At 53.1% G+C, this 13,764-nt stretch carries 11 protein-coding genes; 5 read left to right on the top strand and 6 right to left on the bottom strand.

Going from position 1 to position 13,764, the window contains the following annotated elements:
* The coding region (locus GSQ77_RS20740) for a hypothetical protein (protein ID WP_216854925.1) at nucleotides 1–362 on the top strand (362 nt) is incomplete at its 5' end.
* A gap of 56 nt (nucleotides 363–418) precedes the next feature.
* Here GSQ77_RS20740 and GSQ77_RS20745 read toward each other — a convergent pair.
* Complete coding sequence (locus GSQ77_RS20745; RefSeq protein ID WP_158904644.1) at nucleotides 419–2,047, bottom strand: hypothetical protein; 1,629 nt, start codon at nucleotides 2,045–2,047, stop codon at nucleotides 419–421.
* A 348-nt stretch (nucleotides 2,048–2,395) separates the two neighbouring features.
* Here GSQ77_RS20745 and GSQ77_RS20750 point away from each other — a divergent pair, with 348 nt between their 5' ends.
* The gene (locus GSQ77_RS20750) at nucleotides 2,396–3,295 is read left to right on the top strand and encodes a class I SAM-dependent methyltransferase (RefSeq protein ID WP_301951176.1); all 900 of its coding nucleotides are present in this window, start codon (nucleotides 2,396–2,398) and stop codon (nucleotides 3,293–3,295) included.
* A 403-nt stretch (nucleotides 3,296–3,698) separates the two neighbouring features.
* Here GSQ77_RS20750 and GSQ77_RS20755 read toward each other — a convergent pair whose 3' ends face one another.
* Nucleotides 3,699–5,018: a hypothetical protein gene (locus tag GSQ77_RS20755; RefSeq protein ID WP_158904646.1), complete on the bottom strand. Its 1,320-nt coding sequence runs from the start codon at nucleotides 5,016–5,018 to the stop codon at nucleotides 3,699–3,701.
* Between the two features lie 378 nt (nucleotides 5,019–5,396).
* On the opposite strand from GSQ77_RS20755, the gene GSQ77_RS20760 reads away from it, so the two are divergent.
* The 3 genes from GSQ77_RS20760 to GSQ77_RS20770 are packed head-to-tail and all read left to right on the top strand — an operon-like array spanning nucleotide 5,397 to nucleotide 9,370.
* On the top strand, nucleotides 5,397–6,353 hold the full coding sequence (locus GSQ77_RS20760) for an NAD-dependent epimerase/dehydratase family protein (RefSeq protein WP_158904647.1): 957 nt from the start codon (nucleotides 5,397–5,399) through the stop codon (nucleotides 6,351–6,353).
* Nucleotides 6,337–7,374: a glycosyltransferase family 4 protein gene (locus GSQ77_RS20765; protein WP_158904648.1), complete on the top strand. Its 1,038-nt coding sequence runs from the start codon at nucleotides 6,337–6,339 to the stop codon at nucleotides 7,372–7,374. Before GSQ77_RS20760 ends, GSQ77_RS20765 begins: the two co-directional genes overlap by 17 nt.
* Nucleotides 7,349–9,370, top strand: coding sequence for a polysaccharide biosynthesis protein (locus GSQ77_RS20770; RefSeq protein WP_367889684.1), 2,022 nt, complete (start codon nucleotides 7,349–7,351; stop codon nucleotides 9,368–9,370). The genes GSQ77_RS20765 and GSQ77_RS20770 overlap by 26 nt, the downstream gene beginning before the upstream one ends.
* A 49-nt stretch (nucleotides 9,371–9,419) precedes the next feature.
* On the opposite strand, the gene wecB is transcribed toward GSQ77_RS20770, so the two are convergent.
* Genes wecB through GSQ77_RS20790 form a run of 4 tightly spaced genes read right to left on the bottom strand, consistent with a single transcriptional unit; the run spans nucleotide 9,420 to nucleotide 13,733 of the window.
* Nucleotides 9,420–10,550: a non-hydrolyzing UDP-N-acetylglucosamine 2-epimerase gene (wecB, locus tag GSQ77_RS20775; RefSeq protein ID WP_158904649.1), complete on the bottom strand. Its 1,131-nt coding sequence runs from the start codon at nucleotides 10,548–10,550 to the stop codon at nucleotides 9,420–9,422.
* Entirely contained in the window at nucleotides 10,543–11,553 is a 1,011-nt protein-coding gene (locus GSQ77_RS20780) for a polysaccharide biosynthesis protein (RefSeq protein ID WP_158904650.1), read from the bottom strand. Before GSQ77_RS20780 ends, wecB begins: the two co-directional genes overlap by 8 nt.
* Before the next feature lie 12 nt (nucleotides 11,554–11,565).
* Complete coding sequence (locus GSQ77_RS20785) at nucleotides 11,566–12,423, bottom strand: SDR family oxidoreductase (protein ID WP_158904651.1); 858 nt, start codon at nucleotides 12,421–12,423, stop codon at nucleotides 11,566–11,568.
* 11 nt (nucleotides 12,424–12,434) lie between these two features.
* Complete coding sequence (locus GSQ77_RS20790) at nucleotides 12,435–13,733, bottom strand: glycosyltransferase family 4 protein (protein ID WP_254067720.1); 1,299 nt, start codon at nucleotides 13,731–13,733, stop codon at nucleotides 12,435–12,437.
* Nucleotides 13,734–13,764: the final 31 nt, after the last annotated feature.

A 13,764-nucleotide genomic window follows, 5' to 3' on the forward strand; every position in this document is an offset into this window, starting at 1 on the left:
ACCGGGTACTCGCCCAGTTTCGGGTCCATGCAGACTCGCAAACCTTTGCGGAACCGAGCGTTGCTAAGGCGAACGAATATCCGTACGTCATCGAAAAGTATTTTGCGCGCTCGGATGTACCGGCGGGACTCATGGCACAACGTCAGTTGGCCTTTGGCAATGCCTATCTTTTGACTGCGCGTCTGCACCTGCGTGCTGGCCGATATCGTGTCGCACTCTCGGCATGGTGGCAAGCGGCGCGCTACAGCGTGTGGTCGGTTTTACGACCGCACTCGATCAAATTGATTCTGAATGGCATATTGGGACGTGAACTGCATTATCTGAAGCAGTGGATACGAAAGGTATTTGGCAATAAACTTTAGAGGCGCCAAGATTTAGTAGCGCATATGGCGCTACCCACTCATGATATTGCGCTGTGTTAGGCGACAGTCGAAATTTTCTTGAATTTGGTCGATAAGGCTCGCAAGCTATAAAACGCAAAGACGGCCACTAGATTTTCACCAAGAAATACGATCCACAGATAGGGAAAGTTCATCTGACAGACGGCGTTCGCCATAAAAATGGCGGTTACGGTGGCCAGAAACCGGCCACCACACAATCTGAGAATAAGTTCTTCGAATAAAATGATAATGCCGCTGATGAGAAACATTCCAATAAGCACGACAGTCAGAGAGCCCGAATAAAATAATATTGCGATGGCGCCTGGTAAGGTTAAAAACGTAAAATTCCTGTCATAAATATAATAAGAGTTTGATAGAGACTGATAAATCGAATTAACTCCCACAGAGGCATTTTCGTTTAGTCCTCGTTTAAAGAGCGCCCATCCAAGCCGGTCGGGGCTGGAGGCAACCGACAAGACCCCCTCAAGACCTATCCAGCGATCCAGGCTGAGCAATATGACTTGTCGTCCCATTCCTACAGGGGCCGCGAGCGCTGGAGGAAGCCATGCTGGCGGTCTCCAGGACGGAGGGCTTCGGTGTGCGATCGCTGTTGGCCCGGTGCCGAGCGGTGGGACAGCCGCGATGGACTGAGCATCCTCAGTGGGGGCCGGACTTATCTTTTGCACTTGCAGAAGCTTGTGCGCCGCATTTTGGGGAAGCAGGGACAATTGAGATACGCTAGTCGGCGACTCCGTCGGTACGTACAAAACTAGACGAATCCACGACACGATCGACAGGCTAAATACAAGGCTGACGGCCAAAATAACTGGGAGCCGCCAACCGTAACCCGACCACAATCGGCGCCGCAGCGACGGCATATGGATCGATATAGCGGTTGCATACGCGAGTACAAGGAATAGCGTGACAGCTCGACTCAGAATTGACACAGATGCGACTACGCTCAAGGTCGCGACAGTCGCGATCACCAGCATCAATTGCCTCGGATTGGTTTCCAATTCCCAATCGAGCATTAACGCAAATAGCATCGGAATACCGGCAAAACTAGCCCAGGCGAATAGCACGCTCAAGTCAAACGGCAATATCAGCCGCATATTCACGCCAATTTGGAAGAACGCAAAAAAATAATTCGCAGCGTAAAGTCCGACAGCTCCAATCGCACAGATCACCCAGATCCAAAATCGGAAACGACTGTACCAGACCGGCACAAAGTTTGTTGGGGTGACTGTCGCCCTATCACGCCATCTGCAAATCAGTAGATGAACAGCACGGCATAAGGCGACGCCCGTGGCTCCCGCTGCCGAAATGCCGAGACTTCTGTCCCATAACGCTGGCGTTCCATCAAAGCGCCCCACCGGCTCTATGAAATCATAATGCAGAGCCAAGTGAGCCATGAATTTAAGCCAGAAACCGAGAAATAGAAAAACAGCAAGAAACAGGTAGCCGTCAAATCGCCTCTTGGGAAAAGCTAATAAAAGCATCACCCAAAACGCAATATGAAAGGCAAGCAAAATCAATCGATCTCCCGTATATGCAGTGATCGACCATATAATTGCGCCCAGCAATAGCATCACCAATAACCCGCCGATCGTGCGAGATGGTTTCTGCCACTCGTGCCATGTGCGAATCGAAACGTTGCCTAACGACATTGACTTTCCTGGTAATCTTGCCTCTGACAAGAACATTTGACACTGCGACAATCAATAAATTCTCGGTCGATAAACCTCGGAGTGCAGGGACGTCATAGTCATGACACCCTCTGCGGTTGCCGTTCGCGTCTAACCGCGCGGGCAAATCACCTCGGAGAGTAACCTAAGTTTCGGAGGATCCTGTCCCTGCCAGCAATCCGTGTTTCTGCGGTCGGCCGGGCGTCGATCCACCGGGTATGCAGGCAGCCTGGGTCGCAGCGATGGCTCGGGTCGCACCGCGTTCGGTGCCGCCCATGCCCACCATGTCTATCGGTTTGCACATCGCCGCGGCGACCGAATGACGAGGCTGTGGCTCCTATTTCTTACCAGCGCAAGACAATCTTTCTGCGTTGTCATTCTCAACATACAGGCGAGGCCATGGACTACAACAAAATGCATGCTGACTGGGCAATGCAGCACCAAAATATTGTTGGAAAGAAGGTCATCGTGATTGGTTGCAATTCGGGTTTAGACTGCGCCCATTTTGTTGATGGCGGAGCCCGAGAGGTGCATGGATTGGACGTTCTCGATAACATTGGCTGTGATTACTTTCATCCAAAAGTCAAATACACCAAGGCTTCCGCAGAGGACATTCCGATCGAGTCCGATTTTTTTGATCTCGTATATTGTTTCGCCACCATGGAGCACGTCCCAGACATTGAATCAGCATTCAAGGAAATGGCACGCATAACCAAACCCGATGGTCTAATCTACTGTGTCGCCTCACCGCTGTGGAACTCTCGCCACGGGCATCATTACCCTCAATATTTCGCGGACTATCCTTGGGCGCATCTCCGATTAAATCAGAGGCAGGCTTTCGAATATTTAGAGGCTAGCAATATTGCGATTGAGGCTGCTAATGGTGACCGACAAATGGTCTCAGCTTATATGTACGACAGAACAAACTTCAATATGACACCTTCGCACAAATATGTTTCAGCGTGCGAGAAACTGGCAGGATTCAAAGTTCTTCGCAACGGGCTAGACATTGAACCTGAAGCAATGCTCGATGAAGCGATAAAAATCGAACTTGAAGCCAAGGGATATACCAGTGAAGACTTGCGTGCCGTGACTCATACGTATATTGGCAGAAAGAAGTCAAAAATACCGGCAATAAATATAATCAATGGCTTCTACGATATAGTCAGGCAGCTTCGTAATAAACTTGCCTTTATCAAAGCAGCGATATTGCGTCGATTAAAGGCTTAGGCTACCGAGGCAGTTGCTCGCGTGGCGATGATCAAAAAAACGAAAGCCCCTGCTCGCTTGCGACGAATGGGGCTCTCTAGCCAAGAACCTGAACAGACCAGGGAAAGGCTGCAGCATTGTAGCAAAACCGAAACCGATGGGCCACGCCGCTTCCGCGCCGTTTTGTCGTTTACGGCCGTCCGCGAGGTATTTCTTTAGTAAGCGAACGGCCAGAACCATGTATCACTAATCCAAGAAATAGCCGAACCTCGCTCCCCTGTGCCATCACGAGGCAAATCGAGGGCTGGTTGGACTTACCGCTAAGGACCGAAAGGTCTACACAGCGCCTGATGAGCGGATCGTCGCAATACCGCCCGTAAATATGTCATTCAGACATGTCCTCTTCAGCAGCAAGACCACGATTTTAGGTACGTCCCAAATCGTTCTTGCGCGCAGAGATGGTAGACCGAGAAGACGTCTGAATACCGCAGAAGAGAAGCGTGAGCGCGTAGGGCAACCAGATGACAGGGCGCTGGTAGAAACTCATAACGAATATAGCCACGAATAAGAAACCCCAGCGCGATGCCCCACATCGCAGCCAGATTGGGATGGCGACACACGCGCATCCAATCGCGAGGATCACGAACCCTACGATTCCAAAGTCAGTGAATATCCGCCAAACAACTTGGCTTTCTGGGCTTTTGATGACACTTGCATCGCTCGCGATACCGAACAAACGTGTTGAAAAATCTGATTTCAAATAGGAATGTATCAAGACGCTCATGGGGGGCTGGACCCGGTCATCCGGTTCGGAAGGCCGCAGCATCTGCTTGGAGTCTACCGCAACGTGCTCACTGCTTTTGTTGCCTGCTGGCGTCGTGTTGACTACTGTCACGCTAGACTTGGTTCCTGCCTCGACCTTAGGTTGAAACCACCCCAGTGTTAAAGACACAGCGAGCAGCAAGGGAACCAAGAAAAGCAGATTCCGCCAATTCTTCGAAAATACCGCCTTGATAGAAAAACCGACTATTGCCAACACCAGAAAGGCGAGGGAAAAAGACATAAGCCCAGCGATATAAACTAATGCATATCGCCAGTTTTTGACCTCAAACCTCACTGCGGCAAGGGATAGCGCAGCTATCGTCCCAACCGTGCCAGGCTCATCATAAATTCCGCACATTCGGAACAGTACGGCGCCAGTTTTAAGCACCATAGAGTTCGCTTCGATGAATAGTGCTCCCGGAAAGTAAAGCAGGGCGTCCGCAGCGCCAGTTGTGATTTCCCGTCTCGCCATGGGCATCGCTGAAAATTCAACGTGCGCACCGGACGCGGCCAGTAGCCAAACGATGATCCCAGGGATAAGGCTTATAGAGAATATGGTGATGAAAATCTGTAAGCAACGTTCGCGTGTAACGTCAGACATCAGCGCCAGCGCCCATAAAGCAGGAAGGACTATCACCCATTTCGAGTGGCCGCCATCCTCTCGCGGCAGGAGGGTGATATAGGCCACAAAGACTGTCAGAGCGAAAATACCAAATGCTTCGACACCGGTCGGAAGGCTGAACTCCCTTTTGAATATTGCCCACACGATAGCGACGCACGATAACCCGGCAGCGATGACCAACTGACCAACATGGGTCGACCATAAAAAATATGGATTCAGTGAGACACATGCAGCGAGACTGACCAACGCCGGGAAAACCCAGCTCTCAAGATTATTTGATAATATGCCAACCTTTCTCATCGTTGCCCATCCGCGAAGATTACATGCGAGTGCGCATTGTAATCGCATGCAATAGGTTACGCACATTTAGCTATATGGGTCCGACAGCGATGCCGCGAAGCGGTGATCTGCGGCACTGGGACAAAGTGCACGAAGCAGATGGCTTGGGAGAGCGATTATTACAGGCTGAATACCGCGCACAACGCTCCCCCCAATCCCCCTGGGGCGGGAGGTGACAATTCCCATGCAGGGAGATCTGTGGCGCGAACGTTGCAAACGAGATCGTCAGGCTGATTGATCGCATGAATTAGCTATACTACACACTCCATTGCTATGCCTGAGACCACCCTTGACTATGCGCAACTCCGATACAGTGCAGGCCGCCCGAAGCACACGCCAATGAAAGTTTTGGTGACCGGTGCGACGGGCTTTGTCGGGCAAGCTCTGTGCGAACGTCTGTTGTGCGATGGTCATGAAGTCGTTGCAGCGACGCGTGACTCGGCCCGTTCATGTCCAGCGACCACCCATGTCGTCGTTGGAGAGATCGACGCCGACACACGGTGGACCGTCGCACTAGATGGCGTCGAACTGGTGTACCACCTAGCGGGCCGGGCTCACGTCATGGCGCAGGAGGATCAGGCCGCACTCGAGCATTACGAATGTGTCAACCTTCATGGCACGACAAACCTCGCACGTCAGGCCGTCGCCGCAGGCGTGCGTCGCCTCGTATTCGTCAGTTCAATCAAAGTCAACGGCGAGGGTGGCGAGGACGTTTATACCAGCACGACGCCACCGGCGCCACGCGATCCATACGGCGCGTCAAAATGGCAAGCAGAATGTGCGCTGCGAAAAATTTCGCAAGATAGCACTTTGGAAATCGTTGTGGTCCGTCCACCTTTAATATATGGACCCGGCGTGAAAGCTAATTTTTTGCGTCTCTTGGGCGCCGTCGAGCGTGGGCTGCCATTGCCGTTCGGCTTGGTGCGCAACCAGCGCAGCCTGCTATTTCTTGGTAATCTGGTCGATTTGCTGACGGTCTGCGCGAGTCACCCAGCCGCAGTCGGAAATACTTACTTAGCCTCGGATGGTAATGACGTTTCGACAGCGGAGCTTGTGCGCCAAATCGCGTCGGCCCTAAGCAAGCCGACTCGCTTGCTGCCCATTTCGCCGGGCTTGATCAGGCTGCTCGGCCGGCTACTCGGCAAAGGGCCGGCGGTGGCGCGATTGCTGGGTTCGCTGCAGGTGGATAGCTCGCCACTGCAGCGTGATCTTCATTGGGAGGCTCCTTTTACTTTGCAGGAAGGGCTACGCATCACAGCCGAATGGTACAAAAAGAAACATGAACGGAACGCATAAGCTTTTTGTCGCCTTGTTGATCGCCTTGACGGGTTTGCTTAGCTGGCTGGTAGCCCGCATCGTCATGCACAACAACGTGCGCTTTGGCCTGCTCGCTCCTCCCAATGAGCGTTCGTCGCACGTCAATCCGACACCGCATGGCGGCGGAATTGGCATTGCGCTCGGCGGCACCGCGGCCGGTCTAGCGTTGGCCTTGCACGACGCGGCAACAATCTGGATTCTGCTCGGACTCGCTCTCTTGATTGGCGTCGTCGGGCTTATCGACGACATTCGCCCGCTTTCGGCGCGAATCCGGCTGGTCGTCCAGGCAATGACTTGCGGCGCTTTGCTCAGCAATCTAGCCCCTCTGCCCCAGCTACCATTGACTGCACACCTCGCGTTGGGTGGAGTGGGACTGGCCGCCCTATTGATCGTGACAGCAATGTGGTGGTTGAATCTGTTCAATTTCATGGACGGTATCGACGGGCTCGCCGCGATGCAAGCTGCGTTTATGCTGTCGGTCGCGGCCGCCCTCGCCGCAATATTACATCCTGTCGCAATCGGGAGCGCGCTGTGGTGCTGGATGCTGGCACTGGCGGCGGCAAGCGTGGGGTTTTTGCTGCTGAATTGGCCTCCCGCCCGGATCTTCATGGGCGACGTCGGGAGTACCTACCTAGCTTTCATGATCTTCGCGCTCGCTTTAATGAGCGTTAGCGAAGGCTGGCTATCGTATGCATCGTGGTTGGTACTTGGGGCGCTTTTCATTGTCGACGCCACTGTTACCCTTGTGCGCCGCATACGCCCCGGCCATTCGCTGTCGCATGCTCACCGCAGCCATGCGTACCAGCGCTGGTCGCGTCGCTGGGGCGCCCATCGGCCCGTCACCTTATTAGCAACCGCCATTAACGCGCTATGGCTTGCGCCGATGGCTTGGTTGGTACTCGCTCAACCTGCTTACGCATGGCTTATTACCCTGATCGCATACGCACCGTTAATAATTGGAGTGATTATCCTCGGTGCTGGAAAACCTGATAATGCTTAAAGTACTGCACTCCCGAATCACCTCGTTGCCGCGCCCGTACAAACAGGCATTGATGGGTTGTTCCGATGCGGTGCTCCTGTGGCTCGCTATCTGGCTGGCATTTGCACTGCGCTTCGGCGACTGGTTCGTGCCGGATCGCTGGCAGGCGCTGCTGATGGCCATTACGCCATTGATCGCTGCACCCTTCTTCGTCAGGAGCGGCTTATACCGCTCCGTGATCCGTTATGTCGGCGAGCAGGTCATATGGACCGTCGTGCGCAGCATGTTCTCGGCCGCCCTCATGTGGACAGTGCTGGCCTTCTTTGTTGGCGTAGCTGCCGTCACCACCATTCCCCGATCGGTGCCGTTTATCTATTTTGCTTTCGGTGTATTACTGATTGGTGGCAGCCGATTTTTGGCGCGCTGGATCTTGTGGCTACCCATGCGCAAGCGTTTTCTCGGACGTCAGGTGCTGATTTATGGCGCCGACTCTGCCAGCCGGCAGTTAGCTACATCACTGCGGCACGGCACGGAATTGTTTCCAGTCGGATTTGTCGATGAAGATCCCAGCCTGCAAGGACAGGATATTGGTGGCTTGCGCGTTTATGGCCCGCATCAGTTGAACTGGCTGATTCAGAGCTTCGATATCCGCGATCTGATCGTGACCGAATCGTCACTCTCCCCGCGCCGGCGCCAGGAATTGCTGGTCGGCCTCCGCCAACACCCCGTGCACGTCAGAATTCTACCGGCCATCTCGGATATTGCCAGTGGCAAACATCTGGTGCAATTGCTGCGCGAGCTGGAAGTGACCGATTTGCTCGGTCGTGACCCAGTCGCTCCGAACCCATCATTGATTGCTCGCAATATCACTGGCAAAGTGGTGCTGGTGACCGGCGCGGGCGGCAGCATAGGTAGTGAATTGTGCCGACAAATCCTGCTCGCCAAGCCGACCAAATTATTATTGGTCGATAGCAGCGAATACAACCTGTACGCGATCCATACCGAGCTCATCAAAAGACAGGCGGCGCTAGCACATAGCAGCAACGCTCACATTGACGTCGAATTAATTCCTTTACTGGCCAATGTCTGCGATAGCGGGCGAATGACCGAAATCTGTCGCACTTGGCAGCCGCGCACGCTGTATCACGCCGCAGCCTACAAACATGTCCCACTCGTCGAACATAATCCTGCGGAAGGAATTCGCAATAATGTGTTCGGCACGCTCGTCACTGCGCAATCGGCAGTCGAACATCAAGTCACGGATTTTGTCTTGGTGAGTTCGGATAAGGCCGTACGCCCAACCAACGTAATGGGGGCTAGCAAAAGGATGGCGGAGTTGCTCCTGCAAGCGCTTGCGAATGCGCCACTCGTGAATTTCGACGGTGAGCCTATTCGTAACCAAACACGCTTCTCCATCGTGCGGTTCGGCAACGTGCTTGGGTCCTCTGGGTCTGTGGTTCCGTTGTTTCGACAGCAGATCAAGGAAGGCGGCCCCATTACGCTGACCGACCCCGAGGTGACGCGTTATTTCATGACAATTCCCGAAGCCGCGCAGTTAGTCATCCAGGCCGGCGCAATGGCAGAAGGAGGCGACGTGTTTGTGCTCGACATGGGTGAGCCAATACGCATTATCGACCTGGCGATACGTATGGTCGAATTGTCCGGGTTGACCATACGTGACGACGCAAACCCGCACGGCGATCTCGAAATCCTGATTACCGGTCTGCGGCCAGGCGAAAAGCTCTATGAAGAATTACTGATCGGCGAGAGTCCGGAAAAAACGGCTCATTCCCGCATCATGAAGGCGCATGAAGATTTTCTGCCCTGGGAAACTCTGAAGATGCATCTGGCGGCGTTGCGTATCGCTGTCTCAACCAACGACGTTGCGGCGATTCGTATTCTGCTACTGCGCCTTGTAGCCGGTTACCAACCCCATGCGGAATCGGTAGATCTAGTCTATTTGGCAGAAAACGGCATGTCGCTGGCAAGCGCGCCTGCGCTAGACCTGGATAACTGATATCAACTCCAAGCGGGGGAAGTCAAGACGCCTTCGACCTTCACCTTCCCTAAAGAGTTTTATGCCATACGGTCCGGTTGATATAGTCGACGTAGCTGAGCACCACCCGCAGCACCTGCTGCGATACGTTCGGATTGATATAATCGCCGACCATCTCTGTATTACGCGGGGCCTCTCTAAACTGCGAGGTGATGACATCGACCGCCGCTAGAACGCCGTCGCGGCCCACGCCGGACATGATCAAGGCGCCTACGTCCATTCCTTCCGGACGCTCGTGCTGGTTGCGTATCGTTATTGCAGGAAGATTCAGCAACGAGGCTTCTTCAGTGATAGTTCCGCTATCGGACAAGACGCAGAATGCCGACATTTGTAACTTGATATAGTCGACGAAACCGAAGGGTTTAGCAAACGTAATGCGTGAATCGAGGTGTTGCGCCTCCATGCTTTCGAGACGTTTGCGGGTACGCGGGTGAGTCGAGACGATAACCGGGAAGCCATGTTTTTCAACCAGTGCTTCGAGAGTGTCCAGCAACGCTCTTAATGTTACGGGCGAGTCTACATTTTCCTCCCGATGGGCACTGACGATAAAATATTTGCGCGGCACCAGACCCATTCGCGATACGACGTCCGAAGCTTCGATTTTCGGCATGTAATAGTTCAGCACCTCATGCATGTGCGAACCAGTCTTGATAATCGTTTCCTGACGAACTCCTTCGGCAATCAAGTAACGACGTGCATGCTCAGTCAACACCATGTTGATGTCTGACAAGTGGTCGAGGACCTTACGGTTCAGCTCTTCCGGGACACGCTGGTCAAAACAGCGGTTACCGGCTTCCATGTGGAACACCGGAACCTTACGGCGCTTGGCGGCAAGGACTGCCAGGCAGGAATTGGTATCGCCATACAGCAAGACAGCATCCGGTTGCTCCTGTTCGAGCACCTTGTCGGATTTTTCAATGACCTGCGCGATTGTCTGAGCGGCCGTCTCGCCTGCGGCATTCAGGAAGTAATCCGGCTTGCGGATTTCCAAGTCGTCAAAAAACACCTGGTTTAATTCGTAATCGAAGTTCTGCCCTGTGTGAACCAGAACGTGCTGCGTATGGCGATCGAATTCCGCAATCACCCGGCTCATCTTGATGAGCTCCGGGCGTGTGCCCACAATAGACATCACCTTAAGCATTCAACTGTTCCTGAACGTAATCAAGGCTCGACAGCAATTGCTTCACCTGCTCGAGGTCATAGCGTTCGGTGTTATGCGAGGTGTAGTCGTCGAGTGCCGAAATGCGGGTTTCGCCGTCTAAGAAATATTTGTTGTAGTTCAGATCCCGATCATCTGCAGGGATACGGTAATACCGCCCCATATCCTCGACGCGGGCCATTTCTTCCCGCGAAACGAGCGATTCGTACAACTTCTCGCCGTGACGGGTACCAATCACGCGCATTCCTTTTTCCTTGCCAAATAGCTCGCTCAATGCAAGCGCCAAGTCGCCAACCGTGGCGGCCGGGGCCTTTTGCACGAAAAGATCCCCCTGGCGTGCATGCTTGAACGCATGAAGAACCAAATCGACGGACTCATCCAGAGACATCATGAACCGTGTCATGTTCGGGTCCGTTACTGTCAACTCGCGGCCGCTCTTGATCTGATCAATAAACAGTGGGATGACCGAGCCCCGCGAAGCCATTACATTGCCGTAACGGGTCGCACACATCACCGTGTCGGTCTGGCTCAACTGGATCGATTTAGCGACCATCAGTTTTTCCATCATCGCCTTCGAGAGGCCCATTGCATTGATCGGGTAAACAGCCTTGTCGGTACTGAGCAGCACCACCCGTTTCACGCCGCTGACCAAGGCTGCGTTCATCACATTTTCGGCGCCAAGCACATTGGTTTTTACCGCCTCGAGCGGATAAAACTCGCATGATGGAACCTGCTTGAGCGCAGCAGCATGGAAAACAAAATCGACGCCGCGCATCGACATCAGGACGGAATCGTAACTGCGCACGTCACCGATATAAAACTTCACCTTCGGATTTTGCAGCCTAATCCGCATGTCTTCCTGCTTCTTCTCGTCCCTGCTGAAGATGCGAATTTCCTTAACATCTGTACGCAGAAACCGCTTGAGTACCGCGTTGCCGAACGAACCCGTCCCGCCAGTAATCATTAATGTCTTGTTTTTAAACACCTTGACCTCGATTCACCGAAATTTGTACATACGCTCGATCAGCTCGGGCCACGGCGGCGCTTCGTATCCCGTCGCTTCGTTGAACCGCGTCGCATCAAGCGATCTGTCTATCGCCGGTGTAGTGACCGGCTGTATATCTATCTTTTTGCCGTAAACTGCAGCAATCTGGTGCAACAACGCGTACTTGTCAATCGGCGCTGCCGCAACATGATACAGCCCGCTGAGTTGTGGCCGCGGAATCACAAATTCCGCAATGATTCTGGCCAGCTCTACCGTCGGTAAGCCCGAAAAGATGGCTCGGCTGTAACCATGGATCGCCCCCTGTTGCGACAAAAACCAATCGAGCAGCGCATGCGCGCCTTCTCCTAGCTCATGACCTATGATCGAGGTGCGCAGAGTGATCGAATTCTCGTAAGCCACTTCACCCAAAAATTTGGATTTACCATACAAATCCTCTGCATCAGAGGGATCTGACTCCAAATATCCGCCTTTCGTTCCAGAAAATACACAATCGGTACTGATATGAATTAAGCGCGCGCCGGCAGCTTTACAGAGGTGCGCAAGCTTATGCGGTAATAATGCATTGATTGTGATCGCGGCAAGCGGATCGTTAGCTACATCAAGTTGCTTGATCAAACCCACACAATTGATCACAACGGCAGGCTGGACCATACCGATCAGCCGGATCAAAGAATCTGAATTCTCAACGTCCACTCCCGCCGTGATACGCCCTTTAAATTCGTCCGGGTTGTGGCAAACCGCCCTTGCGCTGCGTGCCGACCCATACGCTTCCAGGGTAGGATGCGCCGATATGTAGCGGAACACTGCATTGCCCAGCATGCCAGTTACACCCAAGACAAGAACCTTCATAGCTTTTCCATTCATTTGTCTGGCCGGCCAGTCCCAACCAAAGTGTCCAATCGGTCGATCAGTTCCAAGGTAAACTTGTGGCTCTCGAAATTTTCCAGAAAGTAAGCCTTTCCGTTTCGCCCAAGTGTGTCCCGTTCGTCGACAGGCATCGCGAGCAAAGTTCGAATATTTTCGGCCAGCACATCGGAATTCATCGCGGGCCCCGTAAGACCGGCGCGTGCCTCATCAATCACTCTCGCACCTTCACCATTGATGCAGCCCAGAATCGGGCGTCCGGCGGCAAGATAGGACTGTACCTTACTCGGTATGGTCTGCGCGAAAATAGGTTCATCGGTCAAGGTCACGAGCAATGCGGAAGATTTCGCGAAAATGGCGGGCATGAGGTGAGTAGGAAAGCGACCCGTTAGTACGACGTTTGCCAAACCACGTCGTCTAATTTCCGCCTCAAGCCAGTTGGAACGACTGCCATGCCCCACCAAAAAGAAACGAATTTGAGTCTCTGCCTTCAGGCGCTCGGCAGCATCGAGTACAACCTCTAACGCTTGTGCGGTGCCCAGTGATCCGGCAAAAACGACCGAAAAATAGCGATCGAGTTCGGCAATCGGACACGCATATCCAGGGTCGTCGGTTGTAAAAACGTCTTCCGCTGAATTGGGGTAATACATCACTCGGTCATGCGGGCACAGCCGCAAAACGGGCTTGATGAATGCATAAGACTGCACCATCACCAAATCAGCGTGACCGTAAATCCAGCGTACCACGCGGTTGACTACGGCAAGCGCAAAACGATTCTTGACGAAACCGGTAGCCTCAAGGGCATCTGGCCAGAGATCTTGAACCCAAATGACAAGCTTTGCGCGTTTATGCCGCTTCAGCAAAATTGCAGGGATTGCCTGCAAAATCGGGGAAATCCCATAGACGAAAATCGCATCCACCGGCTCGCGGCGCAATCGCCATAAACCTAATGTCGACGCGAATAAGACGAAAGAGAAGTAATTAACTACGAGTTGGAACGCCCACGCCTGTTTGCGCGGCACCAGGGGAACCCGGAAGATTTCAACTTCGTCCAGCGATTCATGGGCGGGTGACCACATTGAATATCCATCGAAGATCTTCCCTTCTGGATAATTTGGCTTCCCGGTGAGCACCTTCACATCTACGCCCTCACGACTCAAACGACGCGCGAGATCGGTGATACGAAAACTTTCGGGCCAAAAATATTGCGAAACTATCAGTAATTTCACCGCAAGAGGTCCAAATTGCTCAAAATTTAGTCTTTTTAGGGCCGACCCAAAAAATTTGGATTTCACCTTTTAGCCGGTGCATTTTGGCCCGAGTTTA

The organism is Burkholderia sp. L27(2015) (assembly GCF_009765705.1).
Lineage (GTDB): Bacteria > Pseudomonadota > Gammaproteobacteria > Burkholderiales > Burkholderiaceae > LMUX01.

Bases quoted from the DNA above. Each gene is read 5' to 3' on its own strand.
- GSQ77_RS20745 (WP_158904644.1), bottom strand. From the start codon at position 2,047: ATGTCGTTAGGCAACGTTTCGATTCGCACATGGCACGAGTGGCAGAAA.
- GSQ77_RS20755 (WP_158904646.1), bottom strand. From the start codon at position 5,018: ATGAGAAAGGTTGGCATATTATCAAATAATCTTGAGAGCTGGGTTTTC.
- GSQ77_RS20760 (WP_158904647.1), top strand. From the start codon at position 5,397: ATGAAAGTTTTGGTGACCGGTGCGACGGGCTTTGTCGGGCAAGCTCTG.
- GSQ77_RS20765 (WP_158904648.1), top strand. From the start codon at position 6,337: ATGAACGGAACGCATAAGCTTTTTGTCGCCTTGTTGATCGCCTTGACG.
- wecB (WP_158904649.1), bottom strand. From the start codon at position 10,550: ATGCTTAAGGTGATGTCTATTGTGGGCACACGCCCGGAGCTCATCAAG.
- GSQ77_RS20785 (WP_158904651.1), bottom strand. From the start codon at position 12,423: ATGAAGGTTCTTGTCTTGGGTGTAACTGGCATGCTGGGCAATGCAGTG.